This is a genomic window from Mycoplasma sp. 4044 (genome assembly GCF_053851695.1).
Map to the genome: position 1 here is coordinate 294,845 of NZ_JBSQBD010000001.1, position 23,777 is coordinate 318,621.

General features: G+C 29.3%; 19 protein-coding genes. 15 read left to right on the plus strand and 4 right to left on the minus strand.

Annotated features, from left to right (window positions below; translation table 4 throughout):
- The first annotated feature begins 30 nt into the window (after positions 1-30).
- From ACWXVN_RS01340 to pip, 12 genes are all read left to right on the plus strand, one after another.
- The gene (locus ACWXVN_RS01340) at positions 31-897 is read left to right on the plus strand and encodes a hypothetical protein (protein WP_455978856.1); all 867 of its coding nucleotides are present in this window, start codon (positions 31-33) and stop codon (positions 895-897) included.
- A complete protein-coding gene (locus ACWXVN_RS01345) occupies positions 890-1,924 on the plus strand; it encodes an aromatic motif membrane protein (RefSeq protein WP_455978857.1) in 1,035 nt (344 codons plus the stop codon). Before ACWXVN_RS01340 ends, ACWXVN_RS01345 begins: the two co-directional genes overlap by 8 nt.
- The gene (locus tag ACWXVN_RS01350) at positions 1,917-3,719 is read left to right on the plus strand and encodes a hypothetical protein (RefSeq protein WP_455978858.1); all 1,803 of its coding nucleotides are present in this window, start codon (positions 1,917-1,919) and stop codon (positions 3,717-3,719) included. The genes ACWXVN_RS01345 and ACWXVN_RS01350 overlap by 8 nt, the downstream gene beginning before the upstream one ends.
- Complete coding sequence (locus ACWXVN_RS01355) at positions 3,719-4,438, plus strand: ABC transporter ATP-binding protein (protein WP_455978859.1); 720 nt, start codon at positions 3,719-3,721, stop codon at positions 4,436-4,438. Before ACWXVN_RS01350 ends, ACWXVN_RS01355 begins: the two co-directional genes overlap by 1 nt.
- Positions 4,425-5,345 carry an aromatic motif membrane protein gene (locus tag ACWXVN_RS01360; protein ID WP_455978860.1) on the plus strand — a complete coding sequence of 307 codons (921 nt, stop codon included), beginning with the start codon at positions 4,425-4,427 and terminating at the stop codon, positions 5,343-5,345. Before ACWXVN_RS01355 ends, ACWXVN_RS01360 begins: the two co-directional genes overlap by 14 nt.
- Before the next feature lie 114 nt (positions 5,346-5,459).
- Positions 5,460-6,803, plus strand: a complete 1,344-nt coding sequence (asnS, locus tag ACWXVN_RS01365; RefSeq protein WP_455978861.1) for an asparagine--tRNA ligase — start codon at positions 5,460-5,462, stop codon at positions 6,801-6,803.
- 5 nt (positions 6,804-6,808) lie between these two features.
- Entirely contained in the window at positions 6,809-7,804 is a 996-nt protein-coding gene (locus tag ACWXVN_RS01370) for a glycosyltransferase family A protein (protein ID WP_455978862.1), read from the plus strand.
- Positions 7,804-8,478 (plus strand): RDD family protein, encoded by a 675-nt coding sequence (locus ACWXVN_RS01375; RefSeq protein WP_455967658.1) that lies wholly within the window; start codon positions 7,804-7,806, stop codon positions 8,476-8,478. The genes ACWXVN_RS01370 and ACWXVN_RS01375 overlap by 1 nt, the downstream gene beginning before the upstream one ends.
- 16 nt (positions 8,479-8,494) lie before the next feature.
- Entirely contained in the window at positions 8,495-10,678 is a 2,184-nt protein-coding gene (locus tag ACWXVN_RS01380; RefSeq protein ID WP_455978863.1) for an ATP-dependent helicase, read from the plus strand.
- A 2-nt stretch (positions 10,679-10,680) separates the two neighbouring features.
- Positions 10,681-12,204 (plus strand): MHO_4530 family protein, encoded by a 1,524-nt coding sequence (locus ACWXVN_RS01385; RefSeq protein WP_455978864.1) that lies wholly within the window; start codon positions 10,681-10,683, stop codon positions 12,202-12,204.
- The gene (locus ACWXVN_RS01390) at positions 12,197-13,045 is read left to right on the plus strand and encodes a DegV family protein (RefSeq protein ID WP_455978865.1); all 849 of its coding nucleotides are present in this window, start codon (positions 12,197-12,199) and stop codon (positions 13,043-13,045) included. The genes ACWXVN_RS01385 and ACWXVN_RS01390 overlap by 8 nt, the downstream gene beginning before the upstream one ends.
- A complete protein-coding gene (gene pip, locus ACWXVN_RS01395) occupies positions 13,045-13,980 on the plus strand; it encodes a prolyl aminopeptidase (protein WP_455978866.1) in 936 nt (311 codons plus the stop codon). The genes ACWXVN_RS01390 and pip overlap by 1 nt, the downstream gene beginning before the upstream one ends.
- Before the next feature lie 69 nt (positions 13,981-14,049).
- On the opposite strand, the gene ACWXVN_RS01400 is transcribed toward pip, so the two are convergent.
- Together ACWXVN_RS01400 and ACWXVN_RS01405 are read right to left on the minus strand one after the other, a co-directional pair.
- Entirely contained in the window at positions 14,050-14,949 is a 900-nt protein-coding gene (locus ACWXVN_RS01400) for a nucleotidyltransferase (RefSeq protein WP_455978867.1), read from the minus strand.
- Complete coding sequence (locus ACWXVN_RS01405) at positions 14,949-17,162, minus strand: hypothetical protein (RefSeq protein WP_455978868.1); 2,214 nt, start codon at positions 17,160-17,162, stop codon at positions 14,949-14,951. Before ACWXVN_RS01405 ends, ACWXVN_RS01400 begins: the two co-directional genes overlap by 1 nt.
- A 245-nt stretch (positions 17,163-17,407) precedes the next feature.
- Between ACWXVN_RS01405 and mnmE the strand changes: the two genes are divergently transcribed.
- Together mnmE and rlmD are read left to right on the plus strand one after the other, a co-directional pair.
- Positions 17,408-18,739, plus strand: coding sequence for a tRNA uridine-5-carboxymethylaminomethyl(34) synthesis GTPase MnmE (gene mnmE, locus ACWXVN_RS01410; RefSeq protein WP_455978869.1), 1,332 nt, complete (start codon positions 17,408-17,410; stop codon positions 18,737-18,739).
- Complete coding sequence (gene rlmD / locus ACWXVN_RS01415) at positions 18,739-20,052, plus strand: 23S rRNA (uracil(1939)-C(5))-methyltransferase RlmD (protein WP_455978870.1); 1,314 nt, start codon at positions 18,739-18,741, stop codon at positions 20,050-20,052. The genes mnmE and rlmD overlap by 1 nt, the downstream gene beginning before the upstream one ends.
- Before the next feature lie 14 nt (positions 20,053-20,066).
- On the opposite strand, the gene ACWXVN_RS01420 is transcribed toward rlmD, so the two are convergent.
- Positions 20,067-20,840, minus strand: coding sequence for a hypothetical protein (locus ACWXVN_RS01420; protein ID WP_455978871.1), 774 nt, complete (start codon positions 20,838-20,840; stop codon positions 20,067-20,069).
- 608 nt (positions 20,841-21,448) lie between these two features.
- Positions 21,449-22,771: a hypothetical protein gene (locus tag ACWXVN_RS01425; protein WP_455978872.1), complete on the minus strand. Its 1,323-nt coding sequence runs from the start codon at positions 22,769-22,771 to the stop codon at positions 21,449-21,451.
- A 551-nt stretch (positions 22,772-23,322) separates the two neighbouring features.
- On the opposite strand from ACWXVN_RS01425, the gene ACWXVN_RS01430 reads away from it, so the two are divergent.
- Complete coding sequence (locus ACWXVN_RS01430) at positions 23,323-23,775, plus strand: type IV toxin-antitoxin system AbiEi family antitoxin domain-containing protein (RefSeq protein WP_455978873.1); 453 nt, start codon at positions 23,323-23,325, stop codon at positions 23,773-23,775.
- Positions 23,776-23,777: the final 2 nt, after the last annotated feature.

The window sequence follows — 23,777 nt, forward strand, 5'->3', positions numbered from 1 at the left end:
TATATAATTGCCATATATCAAAGGAGAAAAATGTCAGCGAAAATTAAAAAAATCTTGGCTTTTTCATCGTTTGTTTCGGTTGTTTCAATTACACCTTGAATCCCTTTGAGTTGTAACCAGCTTAAAAGTGAAAAAAGTACTCATAATGACACAAAAAATGAAGAAAATAACAATCAGGAAGAGTTCAAAAATGCAAAGATGGATGAACTTCTTTCATTAGTTTATGATCCAATTGAAAATGACAAAACTCAAGATGAAGCCAACTTGCAAAAAGCTTCTTTTCTTGCAAGAATGCAAGAACTAGAAGTGGACAACTTTTATATTAAAAATGTGCGTGAAGCGATGCTTTATTTTAACGGACAAACTTTTTACTATATAAAAGGAGAAGATATTTCTTATCAAAACCTTAGCTCCACATTGGTGAGAATTCCTGACATTAAAACAAGTCAAGAATTTTTCTATCAACTTTTACGAGAAAACTGATATTTAGCGCTCAAATGAAGAAGTGATTTCACTTTTGTTGGTGACTTACATCAAGCTCCAAGTTTTGCATACAACAATCCGCAAGATTTTGCTGTGGTTTATCCTAATGAAGCCCTTCAAATTACTGGTGTTTCTAACAAATTGGTAGATTTGAAATACCAATACAACAAAGATAAAAATAGTTATTGAATCATGCTTAAATTCAGTGACGATACGTATCAAGCAATGTATGTCTATCGCAATACTGGAGCAATTATGTTGGAACCAAGAATATACAAATTTAAAAAAGATGATAAAGATGCAGAAATTTCAATGGATGATGCTTTTGATGTTGTTGTAAATTTAACAAAAAATGATTCAATCAAAGACATCGATATAGTTCCTTATGACATTAAGAGGTTAAACAATGTTTAAAAAATGAAAACTATTTTTACCTGTTTCGCTGAGTATTTTAACGCCGCTAAGTCTTGTGTCTTGTGTTACAACTGAACAAGAAAATCCAGTTATTAAAAATAATCTTAACCTTGATGTTAAAGCATTTTTGAATCAAAATGCTGTCCAAAGTGTCTTAGATGAAGTTTATAAAAAAGATTTTTGGGATGAACAAAGTCAGGAAGAATTAGACGAGCAAAAGCAAGAATATATTGATTCACAATTGTTAGAAAAAAATATCAAGAAACTTGATAAAGAAATGGAAAAAATTTATGCTAATTATTCTTTTGCTCGTTTGCAAACAAATGCAGCAATAGTTTCAATTAGAAAAATTGATTTTTGACGACCTAATCGATACAATCCTTTGATATTTACAAAATACAGTGATGAATGAGATGAATTCAAAAGACAAAACTGACTGTATCTTCTTTATCGTGTAAATTGCTTTACTGCTGTTGGTTATCAGTTTGCTAAAACATCAGACAGCACTAATTTCAGAGCAACTTATCGCAATTCACTTCCTATCACTTGACAAATGAATTCAAACCAGATAATTGATTATGCTAGTGAAAAGTTTCCGCTTAAAAGTGGACTATGGAGTGACCAACCTACTCCTAAAGAAGGTGATAATTATCAGTTTTCGACGCAATTGTTTTTATTCAAATATCCCAATGACACTTTTTTAAAGTTAAATATTGTTAAAGAGCAAAAATGAACAAATAACACACCTTCAAGACTGAAAACTGTAACTTTTGCTCCCGATAATGCTTTCAGAAGTTTTCAAAGAACATTCAACAAAGAGGTAAAAGACTACTCAGCTTCTGAAGTTTTACCATACATTATTGATATTTCAAGAGACTTGGTAGCAAAAAATGATTTTATTAGCTTAGACATTCCTGATTCAGGATGAAATCCGGATTTTGAGTTAGCAAAAGTAGAAGATAAATTTGGTTCATATGTTTCATGAATATTTGCAGATTTTATAGTTCAAGGAGATAAAAATGACTAATATCAATTTAAAAACAAACTTTTTAAAGTTCTTACTTTACTACTTGATAAATAAGAAATCGACATTGTTGATGCCGATTTTGGGTTTTGCATTAACTCTTGGACTAAGTTTTATGTGTCTTGCAGCCAACAATTTGTATCAATTGCAAATGTTTATGATCGCACCGATTGTTTTATCTTTAGTCAACACAGTTGTGTTTTCTAATCTTTTAGCTATTAATATTTTTAAAAGTATTGAAACAGACGGAATGGAATTAATTGTCACTTCGAAACCAGTAAGTAGACATAGTATGGTAAATGTAAAAATTTTAATTTTCTTTGCCTTTAGTTTATTAAACGCCTTGTTAGTGTTACTTGCATTTGTTATAGGATTAAGTCCTGTTGCAAGTCAATACACTACTTACTATAAATACTTAGTAGGTGGTTCGTTTGTCACAAGTCTTTTCGGATTTTGCTTCTTTGGTTTAATAACAGCACTGATTTGTACACGTTCTTCAAGAAGACTAGCTTCAACATTGGCTTCTACTGTTTTTGTACCATTATTTTTACTAGGAACATTCAGTTCTTACTTTGCTGAGCCTGCTATTAAATCAATGGCTAAGCAATTAAATAATAATTACAACGATTTAAATGTATATTCTTTTGCAACTAACAAAAACGATGACAGTTTTTACATTGTTGATAGACAACCAAGAGACATTAAAGGAGGTATAAAACCTTCTAATGAGTCAACTTATTCAACATCTCCAGAACAAAAATTGAATACTTTATTCAATCAAGTGAAAGATAATGCTGCAATCGCTCAAAGTCTTGCCTGATTAAATATTCCTTACCAAATGTCAACAATGATGACACAAAACGGAACGGATTTAATTAATACATTACAAAACAATAAGTCCAAATTTTTAGATAACATCATTAACTATTCAAACAACAATGATTTGAAATATAGTTATCAACTAATTAATAGTCAACAAATGAGTCAAGAGCAAAAAAACATTGTGTCACTAGTTCCTACAGCACCACTGATCAATGACGACATTGACTATGCTCAACAAAAATGACCTACTAATGAAATTATTTACGCTTGAGAAAAAGCTGATACTAACGAAAAATTAGCACAAGATAGTTTTGGATTTTCAAATATCGAAAACTTTGTTGGAAGGCTTAAATGAAACATTATTTCTTCTCTCTTGCATAGTTCTATTTATCAAAATGAATTCAAAAACGATTTCAAAAATGATTTCAATAAGCAATTAACCGTTGATGAATTTAATGACAAAATTTATCAATTGATGAATAAATATTTAGAATTAAACCAAATTGCAAAATGATTCGATTCTTCTGTTTTAAATCATGAAAAACAAATTTATCTATATGTGGTAGCATACTATAATCTGTTTTATAACTTCAACCAAAGTTCTTTATACAAATCAGTCGTTTTAAATTACAACACTCAGGATAACGAAAAAAAACCACAGCAATATAAATTCAAAGTTTATATGAATGAATACGAGACAAGAAATTATTTTGTTGGAGGATATAGCTCATTTATGCCTATCCTGACTGTCTTACAACCAGAAAATGATAGTGATAAAACCAATCAAAAAGTTGCTCGTTACCAACTAACAAAAGACTCAAATATGAATCTTTTTTCACACATAAATAATGTATATTTAATTCAAAGAAAAGCAAATATAGTTCCTGCGTCCGCAGTAATTCCTGTGTGAGTGATATTAATTGTTTTCTTAACATTAATTACTATTTGAGCGCAACGTAGAAAGGATTTTAGATAATGGAAAAAATTATTGAAGTTAAATCACTTTCAAAAAGTTATGACAAGCAAAATTACGCTATTAAAGAATTGAACTTTGATATTTTACCTGGTAAATTTCACGTTTTTATTGGTTCAAACGGTTCTGGAAAAACAACAACTATTAAATCAATTGTTGGCGCTTATGCTAACTATGAAGGACAAATTCTTATTGGCGGACTAAAAAATACACAAGCCGAAGCAAAAGCTAAAATTGCCTACATGCCGGAAAACCCAAACTTCCCTAAAGAATTGAATTTAACAAAATACATTTATTCTTTTGGTTTATTGAGTGGTTTGAGTAAAAATGAAGCAAAAAAACGTACTGAAGAAATTATTGAAAAACTAAACATTAAGTCATTTGCAAACAAAAAACCAATCAATTTTTCGAGTGGTGAAAAAAGAAAAGCACTGCTTGCTCAATGTTTGATTAGTCAACCGCAATTGATGATAATGGATGAACCTGCCGCTAACTTGGATCCAGAATCTCGTCGTGAGTTATTTAATATTCTTAATGGTTTCGTTGCCCAGAATCGTTCAATATTTATTTCTACACATGAACTTCATGAAGTTAATCGTTTCACTAATTATGTAACCATTATTGACAAGGGAAATATTGTTTACTCAGGCAATTTTAATCCTTTAGACGATTTGGAACAATTCTATTTCAGTCAAGTGGAAAGCTATTATGCTAAGAAATAAAAAATTCTTTATACTTTCTTTGCTTTCTTTATTGTCTTTAACTACCATTTCGTTTGCTAGTGTGTCTTGTTCAATCAAGTTTGTTGATGAAAATCCTATTCCTGCACCAATCAAAAAAGTTGATGAAAATAGTAACGTTAACATTGATAGTTTCTTGAAAAATTTCGTATTTGCTAATAAGGGTGATGCTGAAATCAACACTTTTAAAGAAAGTCAAAAAGTTAGTCAGGAATGAATTAGTGATTTAAATAAAAAAATTACTGAATATCAGTCTCTTTTCAGTGAAAACACTGAAGCAAATAACTTGAAAATGAGTAATTTGGAAACTGAAATTTCTCAACTTTTAAGTGACAAATGATACTGATACTTAACACATTTAAATCATTTCGATTTTGCATTCTCAGGTGTTGATAGTCAATTTGAGCAAATTCCTAAGTTATATAACTTTAAGCCTTCAGTGGAATATTCAAGCGCACAAAAAGACATCATACAAAATCCTTCTAAATATGTGAGTTTGACTTATCGTTCAAAATGACCTGAAGTGGAAAGTATTGTTCCAATTGAAAATGTTGATTCTGATGCCAGTGGAGTTTTTGCAGCAAAAATTAATCAAAACTTCTTTATAAGACTTTGACTGACTGAAAAAAATGGACAACCTTCAGTCGAAGTTCCATTCTTTATTTATCGTTTTAGTGAAGATAAACAAATCTTGTATACTCAGTTTCAACATTTCTATCACCAGTTTATATACCACACCAACACTTTAGGCGACGTTGCTCCAAAATTATTTTGCCAATGAGAGCAATTTGTAAAACAAAATGGTTTTTGATTGAATTATCATATTTCAAAATGAAATGATAGTGTCGGACCAAATAAAAATGTAACCGACTTACCGGTAGGACAATAACACGGATTTTCCGTGTTTTTTTTCATTCCACACTCACTACAAGAGGCTTTTGTAACTATATTTTGGTAAAATTATAAATATTAATATATTTATTTAATGGTTAAAGGATAAAAGATGACAATAAAAAAATTATATGATTCACTCCAACAACATGATGGTAAACACTTTGCAGTTAAAGCATGGGTGGCAACAAATAGAGGAAATAAAAAAATAAGATTTATCGAAATTAATGATGGAAGCACAGTGCAAAACTTACAAATTGTACTAAACGAACAAAATGTTAATCTAGATGAAGTTGAATCAGCAAGAAGTGGGGCTGCTATTGAGGTAAGTGGAACATTAGTTCTAACACCACAAGCAAAACAACCTGTCGAACTTAAAGCTGATTCTTTTAAATTGCTTGCTAACGTTGATGAAGACTATCCAATTCAAAAGAAAGAAACAACATTAGATTTTTTAAGAGAAGTTCCACACTTAAGACACAGAACAAATCTACTTAAAACTGTTATGTTAATCCGTTCAACACTAGCTCAAGAAGTACACGATTACTTTAAAAATCATGACTTTGTTTATGTAAATAGTCCCATTATCACTTCGAATGATGGAGAAGGTGCTGGGGAACTTTTTGTTGTTGACGACGAGAATGAAGACATGTTTTTCAAGCAAAAAGCAACTCTGGGAGTAACTGGACAATTGCATGCTGAATCTTATGCCCTAGGGTATAAGAATGTTTATACGTTCGCTCCTACATTTAGAGCTGAAATGTCACACACATCACGTCATGCCGCTGAATTCTGAATGATTGAACCTGAATGTGCTTTCTATGATTTAAATAAAATCATTGATCTCGCTGACGATTTATTAAAAACAGTTATCAAAAAAACAATTGCAAAACATCCTGCTGAGTTTGAATTCTTGACTAAAAATGTTAAAGCTGATCTTCTTGACACATTGGATAAATTCATTAATACTAAATTAACAAAACTTGAATATCGTGAAGCTTTAAAAATTCTTGAACAAAACAAAGAAAAATTTGAAGAGCAAAACTTTGCTTTCGGTACTGACTTAGCTTCAGAGCATGAAAAATTTCTTTCTTCAGAAATTATTGGTGGGCCTGTGGCAGTTATAAACTACCCAAAACAAATCAAAGCATTTTACATGTATCAAAACCCAGACAACGAAACAGTGGCTGCTTTTGACTTGCTAGTTCCAGGAATTGGTGAATTAGTTGGTGGATCACAAAGGGAAACAAATTACAACAAATTGTTAAATAGAATGAATGAACTAAATATGAATATTGAACCATTGCAATGATATTTAGATTTGCGTAGATTCGGTGATGCTCAATCTGCAGGTTTTGGAATTGGTTTCGAAAGATTAGTAATGTATGTAACTGGAATGTCTAATATTCGCGATGTTATCCCTTACCCAAGAACAACTGGAAACTTGAAGATGTAGGTTTTATGTTAGAAATAATTATTCCTATTTACAACCCAGACAATTCAGTTCATGAAATCTTGAAACAAGTTTATAAACAAAATTCGCGGAACTTTTCAGTTTCAATCGTTATTGATAAACCAACAGATGAACACTTGGTAGCGATTAATGAAGCTCTAAAAAACTTTGATGCAAACAAAATAAAGTTAGTTATTAACTCAAAGCATCAACCTTTAAATTCAGTCATTTATGAAGCTTTAAAACAAAGTGATAAACCTTATTCTTACATTTTGTTTTCAAACACTGAATTGGATGAAGACTTCGTTACAAGAGTAACAAAGGCAATCAAGAAATCACAACAAGCAGACATCATTGAGTTCAAAGCGGTTTATCGAGGTCTAGTGCGCCATGATGCACCCACAAAACCGTTTGAAGAAAAAACTATTAATTTAAAGGAGAATTGAGAACCATTGATAGTTACTTCTCCTATTGTCTTCAATAAAGTTTTTTCTAACAAACTTGCATTAAGTATCTACGAAAACAATAAAACATTAAAATCTACAAACAAACAATACTCAATCGATATTACAGTTAACGCTTTTTTAAAAGCAGCAACATATTTTTACACATCAAGCATTGAAGTTAGAGATTGAAACTACCAACTTACTAACTTGAATGTTAAATCAATCAATCTTGAATGAAAACAAATTTTGAACCAAACAAAAGAAGCAAGTGATGATTTAAAAGATGCTTTGAACTTGCTACACATTATTCACTATCAACTTTTTCTAGCAGGATACATTGGTTTCATAAAACAATGAAAAATGTTCATTGTTCTAGGAAAAACATTGAAAACACAAAACATTAAAGATGTACTAGCAAAAGAGTTGGTTGCTATTTATGGTTCAAATCCTGACTTAACACAAAATCGTTACTTTGCTTGATACAAATGATCTGCTTTAATCGATCCTAAACTTGTTGACGAAAAATACTGATCTGATATTTTTCACAAAATTTACTAATGGCACAAAATGAAATAGTAACAACCAATAAAAAAGTTGGTTTTTGAATTAGATTCACCATAACATTCTCAGATCTATTTGTTTTCTTAATCTTCTTATTCGCAATAACTTTCGCAATGATAAGTCCAGACAAAAACAATGTTAGTTTTAGACAAAATTACTTGTATTACGTTTGACTAAGTTTAATAATAATCTTTATTTTTAGCTGATGAATATTAATTCCATTCTTAACTAAAGGTCAAACAGTGATAATGTGAATTTTTAGAGTCAAAATCATTCCAAAAAAGAAAAAACAAAATCTTTTTCTTGCTTTACTGTCAAGACAATCATTCGGAGCAATTTTTTGAATAATCATAATGTTGGCTTGAATGATTTTAATAAGTCCAGAAAGTTTTGAACAAGTAGCATTCCAAAGAAAACATTTAACTGAACTACCACCGATAACTAGAGCTTTCGTCACCTTTCCTTTATCACTAACATCATTAGCATTATTGATTGAAGTTATGTTCATTCTTTCGGTTGCTAAACCTAACAAAATAGGATGAAATGACTCACTATCGCAAACATACACAGTTTACAAAAACAAATACACTACTGAAAGAATTAGTAGTTGAGATCAAAAGTCTGTAAAGCCAAAAAGCAGACCCTTACCTGACATAGACATTCAATTTTAAGACTAGGAGGTTTTGAATGAGTACAGAACATCTCGATTTGACTATGCTTAATGAAAAGCAGCTAGAAGCAGTAAAACACACCCAAGGACCACTGAGATTAATTGCTGGGGCAGGTAGTGGTAAAACTAAAGTTTTAACTACCAAAGTAGCCTACTTAATTAAAGAAAAAGAAATTGTTCCGTCAAAAATTTTGGCCGTTACTTTTACTAAAAAGGCAGCAGATGAAATGCTGGATAGAGTTGTGCGGATTATCGGCTCGAGTGAAGAACATCCACACGTTTCTACTTTCCATAGTTTATGTGCCAAAATTTTAAGAAGTGATATCCATGTAATGGGTATACCGAATGATTTTAAGATAATTGATGACCCTGAGCAAAGGCAAATTTTAAAATTAGTCTATGACAAACTCGATATAACTAATGAAGATTACACTTATGATTCTGTGCTTTCTTATATTTCTAAAGAAAAAGTCTCACTAAGAAAACCAAAACATAGTCTTGAAAATGCAGAAGATAAAAATGATTTAAGACCAACAATTTATAAAGAATACGTTGAATATCTAAAGAGAAGTAAAGCTTTAGATTTTGATGATTTGCTAGTCTATGTACATGATCTATTCCATAATCCTAAATATGAAGCTACTCGTCACAAATGAGAATCTAAATTTGATTATGTCTTAGTTGATGAGTTCCAGGATACAAGCCACGTTCAGTATGGTATTGTAAAAGTTTTAGCTAAAAAAGGTGATATTACAATAGTTGGAGATCCTGACCAAACTATTTATTCTTGAAGAAATGCTGATATTAATATCATTATTAACTTCGAAAAGGATTTTCCAAACGTTACAACTATATTGTTAGAAAAAAATTATCGTTCAACTAAAAAGATTCTTAATGCTGCTAATAACTTAATTTCATACAACTCATTAAGAATTAAGAAAAAACTTTACACCGACAATGAAGAAGGTGAAGACATTGAATTCAATTGTGGTTTCAGCGATGAAGATGAAGCGCGTTGAATATCAATGAAAATCAATGAACTAAAGAAAAACCGTGTGCAACTTAAGAATATTGCTATCATTTATCGTGCAAATTCTTACTCACGTGCAATTGAAGGTTCTTTAATCAATGACAACACTAATCACTATGTTGTTGGTACACAAAGATTCTATGAACGTGAAGAGGTTAAAGATGCCCTAGCCTACCTTCAACTAATTTATGCTCCTGATGATTTATCTTTACAAAGAGTTATTAACAAGCCTGCTAGAGCGGTTGGTAAGGAAACAGTACGTAAACTTTATGATTTTTCACTGCAAAAAGATGTTTTAATGTTTACGGCTATTGAAGAACATATTAAAGAAATTTACGAAACACTGAAAATTAATATGAAAACAATGAAAGGTCTTGCTGATGTTGTTAATAAAGTTAGATGAGCAAGAACTCAAATTTTTAAACACAAACAAAAACCTACACTAATTCTTAGAAAATTAATGTACGACGAATTAAAATACTTTGAATCGTTAAAGGTACAACCTGAAACACTGGAAGCAAAAGAAGAAAACTTCAATGCTTTAATTAATGCTATTGACGCATGAGAAGAACAAAACAAAAACAAAGAATTAACCGACTACTTACAAGAAGTTGTTATTTTAGGTAATGAAAAGCCTGGTGGAGATCCTTTAAGTTCTGTTGCTTTAATGACAGTACACAATGCTAAAGGATTAGAATTTGACTACGTTTTTGTTGCTGGTTTAGCTGAAGGAGTCTTTCCTAATGCGCGTGCTCTTAATGTTAAAAACAATGACTCCACAAAGAAAAAAGGTTTATTGTTTAATAAACTATCTTCAGAACAGATTGAAGCACTAGAAGAAGAAAGACGTCTGGCTTATGTTGCTTTTACACGAGCTAAAAAGAAATTGTTCTTAAGCTTTTCAGCAGCAAGAAATGGACAAGAAAGTCGTTTTATTAGTGAAGCGGGTGTAAAAGGTGGAAAAAGAGGTATTCATATTGCCTCAATGTTTGCGAAAAGTGAAACCGAAGATACAAATAATCTTATTGAAGGTGACTCAATCATTCACTCTAAATTTGGAGAAGGAAAAGTTCTTCAAGTGCAAGGTGATGTAATACATGTTAAATTCCAGGGTGACGGAATTAAAACACTAAACAAAACTCACCCATCTATCCGCAAAAAAGAAGATTAATCATGAATTTTGGTTATTTAATTGTGGTACTAATTATTTGTTTGGCAGCACTTGGAATTATCATTTACTTTTGTTATTACAAGTTTATTGTCAACAATAATGCCACTGTTTCTTTTACATTTGACTTTGAAGAAAACAGGGTAAAACTTTTAGCTTCAGAAGTTAATAAGAAAAATAAAACTAGAATTTTTCATAATAAAAACTTAACCCGCGGATATTGAATATCATTTGAGGATTTTAGTAAAAGTTTTGTTACAGAGAGTGCTCGCTTATGTGTGAATTCACTTGCAAACTTTTTAGACAACAACAAAAATATTGATATTGTTTTAAATCTTAAAAATGTCACAGACAAAGAAAAATATCAATGTCGTTTAATGATTGAAAAGTTAGCAACAAAATCAAAAACTGTAGGTGTTATTGCTTGAAAAAAAGTTTCTAAAAGCCACAAAACTAATATTTTCTTTTTACGTAAGCCATTTGAGTTTATGGAAATGAACAAATCGCTCAATTTTGTTGTTTTGCTAAGCGAGCACCAGTACTCACAAAGAGCGAATGTACTGAACTCAATATACAAAAGACTGGCTAAATTTCACAACATAAACTATGTTTTTTATAGACAATATAATGCAATTGTACTAAGTGTTGTTCCTAAAAGTCAAGTAGTTAGCAAAAAGGTACACAAGTATTTTGTTGCTAAAATGCAAGATTTAGTAAATCAAAAGAAGTGCCAAACAGTTGTTTTTGTTGATGCACACTTTGACTGCAGTCTATTGAGTGGTCAAATTCTATTGGACTACTTAACTCTATTAGGAGCAAAGCACGACAATTTTTATCAAGTAAAAGTGCAAGATTTTGACGAAAATGTTATTTATGAATTTACTTCAGCTTACAAGAAAACGCAGGCTCTTGTTGAAAAGAAACTAATAATAGAAGATAAACATTTAGTTATAGACACACAAAATCAAACTGTTGCAATGAAAATTGATTCTGAGTTGCAAAGTTTAGATAACTACAGTAGTTTAATTCTTAATACATCATCATTAAAGACAAATTACTACAATAATACTTTTCCACTTGATGAGGATAATTTTGACAAAGTTAAGTTCGTTTCCTTCAAAGATAGTGAATATGTTTTCTTAAGGGATAGTACAATTCCTTTAATAGAACCTACAAAACAGAAACTAATTTGTTTTTTAGAAAGTGAAGAATTATCAGAACAAGTCATTAAAAGAATGAATGAATTTAAACAACGTAACATTGAAACGTATTGAGGTTTTGTTGAAATTAACACAACTTTTTACTCAATGATCAGTAACTATCCACCTGAATATGTTTTCATTTCTAAGAAAATGACTAACATGTTTAATGACAATAACATTTTTCTAAAATTCATGAGCTTTTTGGAATATGCTAAGAAACGTAACATTAAGGTTGTAATTGAGGATTTTAATAAAGACAAATTTTTAGCAAAAATACTAAAAGTGAACAAGGACGTTTTGCTAACAGAAAGGATAACTAATGACTAAAATAGGAGTAGTATTAGACTCGTATTCGGGGTACACAAAAGACGAATTAAAAGAATATGGTTTTGAATTTTTACCACTTCAAATAAATATTAACAATAATAATTATTTAGAAGGTATAGAGATTGACAAGGTTGAAGTTCTTTTGAAATTAAGAGAAAAAAAAGAAGCTAAAACTTCACTTCCACCTTTCTTATATATGGAAAATTTGATGAAAGAATTAGACTCTAAGTATGATAAAGTTGTAATTCTTCCTATTAATAGTAATTTATCAAGTGAATGTGGTTATCTTCAAACGATTGCTGCCGATATTAACAAATCAAAATTTATTATTTTTGACAATAATTTTAATGGCGAGCAATATTTATGAATGGCACAAAGAGCAAAAAGCATGCTTGAAAATGGCAAATCGGATGCTGAAGTTATTAAGTTTTTAAAAGAATATAACGAAAGCTCGTTAAATTTCATTGTTCCTGCTTCATTAGATCCATTTATTAAAGGTGGAAGATTAAAGGGAGCTAAAAAGATTTTAATGACTTCTCTAAAGCTGGTTCCTTTACTTAAAAATCAAGATGGAGTTACTGTTGATGGAGTAAAGAAAACTCACAAATCGGCTGTTGTAAAAGTAGTAGAAAAACTAATTGAATTCATTGGTGGTGAAAAAAATATTCAATTTTATGATTTTTGAATATTGCAAACCGGGGACGGACAATTAATAGATTTTGCTAATGAAACATTAGCTAAGTATTCAGTTGTGCCTGTTTTCACTCGTTTAGCTTCTTCTTCAACAATGATTCACGCTGGAATAGACTCAATTTCAATAGGAGTTTCGAAAAAATTATAATGTTTTATGAACACAACGAATTTGAAGAATACCAGCTAGAAATTGATGGACATACAGTTAACTATCAGGTTTCTGGCAAAAAGAATGGTATACCAGTAATTTTTGTTCACGGTGGTCCAGGTGGCGGCACTAGTCGTGATGATTGCAAATATTTTGATCCTAAATATTATCGTGTTATTCTTTTTGATCAGCGTGGTTGTGGTAAAAGTTTACCAGCAGCTAAAATAGAAAACAACACAACTCAAGATTTAATAAATGACATGGAACAAATTAGACAGCATTTGCAAATTGAAAAATGAATTCTGTTTGGTGGTTCTTGAGGTACAACCTTGAGTCTTTTATATGCTCAGGCTCATCCTGATAAAGTAATAGAAATGGTGTTAAGGGGAATATTTTTAGGTCGTCAAAGTGATTTAGAGTGATTGTATGGTGCAAATGGAGCAAGTAATTTCTTCCCTCGTGATTATGAAATTTTTACTCGTTTTGCCGAAACAACCGATGTAAAAACTCTAATTAGTTTCTACTATGAAAAAATCAAACTTCCTGACATGCGTAAATCTTTCGTAGCTGCAAAAAAATGAGCAGATTGAGAAAGTGGTCTTGTTACTCTCGTTCCAGAAAGAAGAGACATCGCTAGAGTTCAAGATACCATAAATTTTTCACTAATGGAAACTCATTATTTTGCTAACAATTGCTTTATAGAAGAAAACCAAATTTTAAAAAATATGCACCGAATTAGACTGATACCAACAACTATTGTTCATGGAAGATATGATGTTGATTGTCGTCTTTCTGGAGCTTATGAATTAGCAAAACAATTGAAATTTGTAGACCTACAAATAATTGAACAAGCAGGACACTCTTCTAGGGAAAAACCTATTGCTAAAGCACTTTTAGAAATAATGGACAAATTAAAGAAAAAGATAATTTATTAACACTCGTTTTGAGTGTTTTTGTTTTGTTTTTTCAAACAAAAAAAGCACAAATGGCTTTCTCTGTGCTTTCTATTTTTTGATATCTAAAAAAATATATAAAAGAATTCTTTGAATTCTAGTTTTTGTGTAGCGTCTACTTGTGCAAGCATCAACAAAAGCATCGAAATCAGTAATATTTGAGTGTTTTTTGAGTAAATTTTCAATGCCTTCACTTACTAATTTGTATTCAGCAAGTATTTTTGGATCTGTGTCTATTATTTTTTGTCTGATTGAGCTAAAATGATTTTTCAATCTGTCTGGTTCTTCATAAAAAACAACAGGAGTGTATTTTTTATAATTTTCGTTTTTATCAAAAATCATCTCTCTTATTTTTGAAGCACTGGCAAAATTTTCTTTCGTTTCTAAAGAATGAAAACCTATGGTCCTTTTCATACAAAATGCTTCGATTTTATAGTTATTTTCTACTATCTGTTTAACGTACTCTAAACCTAAAATATCGTTGGGTAGCACAAAGTTTTCTCCATTTATTTCTTTTAACGCTTCAGCAGATGCCCTTACAAATGAATAACCTTGTTTGAGTCAAAATTTAACGTTTGTATTATATTGTTCTTTGTTGTTTTTTAAAGTTCTGGCAGCTTTATAAAATGATTCAATATTATCTGTTTCGCTACCAAAAAACAATTTGTCAATGTTATTCTGAGCTATTAATTTTACTGCTCCATGAGCAAAAATGTGTGCTGCTTGGGTTGAAGAATCAAAGTCTAGAGCAATAACTTTACTAGCACCATATTTTAATGCGTATGTCTTTCTTTGTTCAAAATCCATAACATTAAAATCGCCTCTTTGTGTATAGTTGGAACTCAATATTATAACTATTTCATCATTAGGAAATAGTTCTTTAGCTTTTTTTAATTGATAAATGTGGCCATTATGAAAGGGGTTGTATTCTGCAATTATTGCTACTGCCATTAACTAAATTCCTCCACTGAGAATAGGAGAGTGTCTTGATTTACATCACTAAATTTTTTACTATGGTGACTAATTATTTTTTGGTTATTTTTACTTTCAATCGAAAGCAAAATTCTTAAAGATTTGCGAGCAAAAATATTTTTTTCAAAGCTAAATTCAAGAAGTTTGTTTCCTTGATGAACAAAAGAGTTGGGAATTTGTTTAAAAATTGTGTATTTATTCAAATCACCTTTAAACAAAATTTGCATTTTTATTGTGAAATTATCATTTTTTATCGTTATTTCGTTTGTTACATTATTGAACGATTCCACCATTCCTGATATTGGGCTGTTCATTTTGTTGCCAAATTTAGATAAACTAAACTCTCAAGTGTTTGCATTCAATTGAGCAACTTTACCCGCAACTGGAGAAGAAATGAAAAATTCTGTTTTTCTTTCTTTGTTATCAAAATTTAGCTCAATTACTTCTTTATTTTCAATGTTATAAACTCCAGTCATGACTTGGGTTTCGCTATAGTTGGATTTTTCTAAATTGTATTTTTGTGTGTCTTTTTCAGTGTTAGATATGTTATTTATTCAAAATTCTTGAGTCGGTATTGAGTCTTCAAGATTAATGGGGTGTTTTTGTTTGAAATTTCTTGATTCGAAGATGATTGATACATCCATTGACTTACAATTACCCATTCCTGGTGTAAAAGGCTTTGTTTTCAAAGCAAAGAAGTAAAATCCTATTGCTATTAATAAACCAATTACTAACGCAAAGATAAATATAAATGCAATTCCTGTTTGATTCTGTGTTCTAGCTGCTATATTGATATATTCAAAGAAGCCATAATTACTTGTTTCTGCACTCAAGCCAATTCTAGCTATTATTAATTGCATTATTGGTGAAATCAAATAGAAAATAGCAATGTACATTAGTGGGCTTGACATTAAAACAATTAGTGTTATTGTGTATTCAGTACCTATGAAAAATGAACCAAGAACTGAAGCAATTACAACTTGAGTTGTGAAAATTCTTTGATCTTTGTCGGCTAATAAAATCATTACGATTCCTAAAAATGGAATGACGAATAATGAATTTAATAAAGTGGCTACATTGAACTTACCGAACATTAAATTGAATGCTTGCTGAGTGCTAGGATCAATAAAATATACTGAATTTGACTGGTTTTTTCATCAGGCAGATGAATTGTGATTGAACTGATTTATATTAAATAAAAATGAATTATCTAAAGTTGTTATTAACTCTTTTTTATTTAAATTGCTATTCAACATATTGAACAGTTGTTCTTTTGTTGTTGCAAAATCTAAATTGGAATTAAGTAATGTTTTGTATGTTTCAATGTTTTTAGTAGAAGAATCAATAACTTGTTGTGGCTGATTGTTAATTATTACTCATACTTGTTGATTGAGATCAAAATTAACTGTAGTGAAATCACTCACAAGTGATTTATTCATTCCGAACGGTATCAAAATTTGCTCTAATAATCCCACAACAAAAGAAGCTGATGTTTTTGTGCTAAGCCCGTTATTCTTTAGCGATGAAAGACTTGTTGCAAAAAAACCCATAAATAATAGATGAATAAAAATTAGAACAAAAACAAGCATTGGAGCAAAATACATTACAACACGATTGAAATTTATGTACTTAAAGGTTTTGTGTTTTTCGGTTTTGTTTAAACAAAATCCAATTAAGTAACCTGTCAAAATAGCGTCAATAAAATTAAACGAAAATCCTTTTATTTCACTAATTCCTAAAAAATTATTAATATAAGACGAATTTATATTTTTGTATCACAATACTTGATAAATTCCGTCTGTTGATGTTTTATGTATAAAAAGCGTTTGACTAAAACAAAATACAACTCATATTATTATTGAGCTAAATGTTGCTAAGACAAACTTTTTAGAGTAGAACATTGCAATACTGATTGTTATTGTTAAAGGAAACAATTCTAAAAGAAATTTAGATAAAGTTTCCAACACTTTAATTCATTCTGGAACAAACGAATAATTGATTTTAATTAAATAATTTTCTTTTGTAATGACAAAAATGGCATAAAAAATAGAAAACACTGACAAATATGCAAAAGGCAGCAATAAAAGTCTTAAAATGCTACCCATTTTTGTTGAACGAAGGTAAAAGAATTTCTTCCATTTACCACTTTCAATATTTATTAATTGTGTTTTAGAGCTTTTAATTCAATTCATGTCCTAAATTATAAAAAAATAACTATATTTTTACTCAATGTCAATAACTCTTAGTTACAAACATTTTTTTGACAGTACTTTTTTATAAAAAATATCTTTACACAAGACTCTTTTTGAGTTTTGCGGGTTTAAAACAGAGTATATAAATATTATTAAGTAAATAAAACTAGAAAACAAACAAAATCAAAGAAAAATCAAAAAACTAAACTTAAAATAAACATTAAATAATTTAAAATTTATTTATTATGTGAGATACAATAGCTGCAATTAGTTCAGGAAAAATTAATCAAGCTGTTTCTATTATTAGAATTTGCGGTCCTGAAGCAATAAATATTATTAAAAAAATTTTTAGAGGTAAAGAAGGTAAAAATAAGGAAATAACTTTTGGATCAATATTTGATGGCAATCAAAAAATAGATGAAGTTTTAGTAGCATGATTCCCCGGAACACAAAACTATATAGGCGAAGATACTGTGGAAATTAATGCTCACGGTGGAGTTGTGGTTTCAAATATGATTTTGGAATTAATTTTAAGACATGGTGCAAGAATTGCGGATCCTGGTGAATTCAGCAGAAGAGCATATTTAAATGGCAAAATCGACTTAATTAAAGCAGAGGCTATAAATGATTTGATTCATGCAAAAAGCGAAAAACAAGTTAAAATGAGTGTTAATAAGTTTGATAATAGGCTTTCAAACAAAATAACTGCTTTTTTGAATGAAATCGAGTATTTAATTGGAAATTGTGAAGTTAATATTGACTACCCAGAAATAACAGATATTGAAGTTTTAACAAATGAAACTCTTTTACCAAAAATTAAATCTTTAATCAAAGGTATAGACGAATTAATAAAAGTTAGCTCTGATGCACAGAAGGTTTATGAAGGGATAAAAGTTGCTATTGTAGGAAGACCGAATGCCGGGAAATCTTCACTGCTTAATTGTTTATTACAAGAAGAAAAAGCGATAGTAACTGAGATAGCAGGAACTACTCGGGATGCGATTGAGGCACAATTTCAATTAGACGGAGTTTTGTTTAATCTTATTGACACTGCGGGTATTAGAGACACTGAAGACATAGTGGAAAAAATTGGTATTCAAAAAGCAAAGCAAACTATTGAAAAAAGTGATCTTGTTATTCACGTTGTTGACCAAAAAGAAAAATGAAATGAAATTGACGAACAAATTAAACAACTTGCCAAAGAGAAAATTTATTTACAAGCCTTAAATAAAACAGATTTAATAACAACTAATAAAATATCTCACAAACCTAATCAAGCTCTTATTTCGGCTAAAAACAACGAAATAGAGTCGCTTTTGGATTTAATCAAGAAGCAATTTGCGAACATTGATTTCAATAACCCTGATCTAATCTATAATACACGTCAACTTTCGTTGATTAAAAGCGCTAAAAATAATCTTTCCGACGCTTTAGATGCTCTTGAACAAGGTTTTGGTACTGAAGTTATTGTTGTTGATTTGACTGAAGCATGAAAAGCAGTTTCAAGCATTATTGGAAAAGGTAAAGAAAGTGATTTGCTTGACTCAATATTTTCAAACTTTTGCTTAGGTAAATAATGTATAAAATAAATGAAATGCTCACAAATATACACACAACAGAGTTCAGTTATGAAGGTTTAGGTGTGTATCGGACAGAAAATTATGCTATTTTTGTTTTCGGGATGCTAGAAGACGAAGTGGCGGACATTCAAATTACTAAAGCTAATTCTCGTTTTGCTTTTGCTTCAGTAGTCAGATTAATAAAAGCTAATCCTAAAAGAATAGAAATTAACAACAAAAATCTAGTTACAAGTGGTGTAGCACCGCTTGCAATTTTAGATTACCAAGATCAATTAAATTTCAAGCAATCAATAGTTGAATATCTATTCAAAAGACAGTTAGATTTTACTGATATCAATAAAATTCAGGCAAGTGATAAAGAGTGAAACTATAGAAACAAAATAGTTGTATTTGTTAAAGATTTTGAGTTAGGTTTTTATAAAAAGAATAGCCATGAATTCATAAAACAAACATCATTTGATTTAGCAAGTGAACCAATAAATAAATTTTTGCAATATTTAAATCCGCTAATTAAAAAATATAAATTAACAAATATTAGTAGAATTGTTGCACGAAGTTCAGATATAGAGAATTTTCTACAAATCGTCTTTGTCAATAAAATAAAGAAAGAATTGCCACAAGATTTCATACAAAAAATTACGAATGACTGGTTAAATGTTGTTTCAATCGTTAGCGGCATAGAAGACACAAAAAACAAAGACAATCTTGTTGGAACCGATCTAAAAACACTGATAGGAACTGATTTTTTGACACAAAAGTTAGAAAATTTCGAATTCAATATATACCCACACTCATTCTTCCAAGTAAATACTCAACAAGCTGTTTTGATGTATAAAAAAATGATTAATAAACTCAATCTACAAGAAGGTGACAAAGTTATTGACATGTATTGTGGTGTTGGAACAATAACTTCATTTATATCTAAAAAAGTCAATAAAGTTTATGGTATCGAAAATATTAAACAAGCGATCGTTAATGCTAACGAAGCTATGAAAACAAACAAACTAAACAACATTGAATTTATTCTGGGCGATGCTTCAAAAGTAATCAATAATCTTAAATTATCAGATTTCAACGTAATCACACTTGATCCACCACGAGCTGGATTAAGTCAGGAAGTTATAGACTATATAACAAAAACAAACCCCTCAAAAATTGGATACATCAGTTGTAATGTTCATACATTAGTGAGAGATTTGGTTAAATTGAAAGATTATTATGATATTGAGTTTGTACAACCTTTCGATATGTTTCCGCAAACTCACCACATTGAAATTGTTGTCACACTATCTAAAAAAATAACTCAATAAACCAAGGAAAGGATTTATTCTTTTTTATCTTGGTTTATTTTTTTTCTTGATTTACTTACTTGACTATCAAGGAAAGCAAAAAAACGTTCAATATATGCTTCGTCCAAGAAATTGCAAGCAAAGGAAATTAAAATTTTTGCTTTTTCTTGTCCGTTAAGATCTAATTTTCATATTTTTGTTTTGTTAACAAAACTCAATACTCTATAGGCATAAATTGAAATTGACGAACATACTCGTCTATACAAACCAAAATTTAGATTGATTCTTTCTCAATTTGTGTAATAACGTGCTCACTTACTAAATTTATGCTCTATCTTTTTCAAATATTCATCTTTAACAAATAAGGATAAATATTTTTTGAAATCCATATTCAAAATTTTATTTTTATCGAAACACTTATAAATTTGTCCGTTTTTTATTAAATATCTAATTTGAAGTAAAATAGGAATCCAAAGAAGAAGACTAACAACATAAAAAGGAAAAAAAATACAAGCAAAATTAAAGCAACTTACATTACCTATGAAAATTGTTTTTTTCAATTGCTCATGAAAAACAATCATTAATATAGATGAGACAAACAAAAGAACAGTATTAAAAATTACAAGACTTATAGCAGAAATATACTCACTCTTCGAAATTCATTTGTTTTTTCGAAAAAATTTACTGATAAGTAACAATAAAGGTGCAAAAAGCAAAATACAACCAAAAACAGCAAGTTCTATACAAAAGATCTCTGGCAAAAGATTTCGTTTTGAACTTAAAGTCAAATCATAATTTATGTTTTTCATATAATCTCTTTCTTATGTGATTGGGTATAAACTATACATTTGAAATATTAGTGTAACAAAAAAAAAAAAAAAACTTAACATCTAGAATGTTAAAGAGACGTTTATTAATCACTAATGTATATCATTTAATAAATGTCGATTTAAAAGTATTGAAATACTCGAAAAGTGATTAATATCAAAATGTTGCAATAAAATATAACTCTATCATGTAGCCTTGGTTAAGTCTCAGTTGTAGATATATTTAAAAAATGTAAATACTCATTTGTGAATAATTAATAATAATAAAGTAATAATGAAAGAAAACATAAAACAAAAATGTTGTAACCAAAAAATACAAGCATATTCAAATAACTAAGTTTCAGTGATTTTTTATGTTTACAAAATAAAATAAAAACACGCGTAACAAGCTAACAAAAACAAAAAAAAAAAAAAAAAAACGGAATTACAACAAAATTTATTGATACAAAAAACCTGATTTAATGTTTATTTTGTGCTTCTTACAAAGTAAAATTGCAAAATGCATAAAGGCAATTGCCCTAATAGACATTAACATATAAAAAAAGCGAGATAGGAATTATTAGTTCTGCCCGCTTTATTTAAGTTGTTAATTAACCAAGATTATCAATTTTGGTATTATTCTTTATTGTTCTCACATATCAACCTTTGATACTATCATTAACTTTTTGTAGACCCATCAATCTAAGTTCGAACTGTGATTTATTTATTAAATCATTTACATTGAAAATTTCTCCAGTTTTTATGTTTTTAATAACTAAATTCTTACCACCATAACCTTCTTCTGAATAATTACCGTACTGTTTGGTTTCATCTATAACAACCCATCTAACATTGTCTAGATAATTCTTACTTATTTTATTCAAGTTTTGTATTTCATTTCTAATTTCACTTACTAAACTATTTATTTCATAGAATTTTTGAAATTCACTTACAACATCTTTAATATCAAGTCCAAAAGAAATGGTAGAAAGTGCTAGTGATCCTATTTTTGTTCCTATTTGTGCAATTTCAATGTTAGATAAAGAAGCTAAGTTGCTAATTTTTTCAAAAATAGATTTGTTTAAAACATTTCCAAGTATTAAGGATGCTACTCCATTTTTAAGCGACGAACTTTGTTCTTCAGCCAATTTGATAATGTTATTAATATTGTTCATTCTCTTGCTCACGGCAATGTCGATACCAAGAGAAATTGCACCGCAAATCCCTGCAAACCATCCTGCAGTAGTAGCAACAGCTGCTAGCGGGGGAAATAAAAAAGAACCAACAAAGGATGCGACGGAGATTCCGGCAGCAACAGCTGCGGCCGTTTTAATAGCGATTGAGGCTTTAATTAAACCTTGATTCAAATTGCTCAAAGCATCTTTTTGAGAAACCAAATATTTTAATTTTGTGTTTATTTCAATAAGCTTTAAATGTATGTCTTTAGAATTTTGACCTATATCACTGCTATCGAAATTTATTGAATACCCTTTTTCTTTATCTATAATTACGGAATCTTTTACTTGCAAATCTTTCGATGGTTTTCGAGTAGAAGCATTGTTTATATTAGCGAGCATGGAATCTATTGATTTTTTTACTTTGCTAAGCATATTTTTTTCTTCCGAAGCTGAAATAGTTTGAATTTCTATACCTTCATTAGAAAGTATGCTTTTTACATGTGAAACAATTTTTGACAAACTTTTATTTGTTATTTTTTTGTTGCTTCTTTGTTCGTTTAGTACATCAGTTATATAGCTGTCACTTTTAATTTTTTCAATAAATCTTGTAATTTTATCATCTTGTTTAACTAAATTGATATCTTCTTTGTTATTGATAGCATTATTAGTAATTGTTACTGCAGATATAGGATCTTGTATAAGTGGATTAATTTGTAATGGGGTTGCTACCGCATTTAAAATATCGAGCTTTTTCATATATTCTTCCTTCTTGTGTAATAATTTTGCATCAATATTATATTTAATTTCAGAAGGTAAAATTACAAGTTTTTTGAAATTTTAAAGGACGAAAAAAACAAAAAAATTAAAAGACTTTTTAAGTAAAAAAAACAAGTAAAAAGACTGAATTATTGGCATTTTTTTGAGTTTTAAGTAAAAGAAAATAACCTTAAAATTTTACCCATAACACTTATAATGGGTGAAATTTAGAAATGAAATAAAAACACATAAACATTAATATTTACCAAAAGTTAAACTTTAAAATAAACATATTTAAAAACAATTTTACAATTCAAAATTCAGTCTTTTTAAAACACATTTATCAGTTATCTTATTTTTACTTATACACGAAAATTGTTTAGTACAAAAATCATTATATGCTTAATAATTCTTACAAATTGGGTTGATTTTTACATATAAGAGACAGTTTGTTACGCAAAAAACAATAAAAATAAATTTATTAATTTAAAATTTAAATATCTAAAAAACTCTTTAACTTTTGTTTTTTAAAGAGTGAAAGTGACAAAATTATGAAAACAAGACTGACAAAAAAATTAGATTTTTATAAGACTGCCTCAAAAAGTAATAACATCATTTTCTCACACTCATCAGCCGTCAATCTCCTTAAAAATGAAGATCCAGTTCGTGTATTTGAAATTACTGTTCCGCAAGGTTACAATGTTATTCACATTACAAAAAAATATAAAAATGTCAAAGTTCATTATGTAAAAAAAGAAATTTTCGATTTTGGAATCATCGAAAAAGAGATTTCTGATAATGTGAAAATTAAGTTTTATAACTGAGAGAGAACATTTTGTGATTTAGTTAAAGCAAAATTTAAAAATGGAAGTATTTTTTTTGCTTCAATAATTGAAGACTACTTTATGAGTACAAAATTCGATTCCAATCTTTTGCATAAAACAGCGAAATTTTTAAAAATCGAAAGTACACTCAGTGAATTAACCAGACTATGAATTTATTAGGG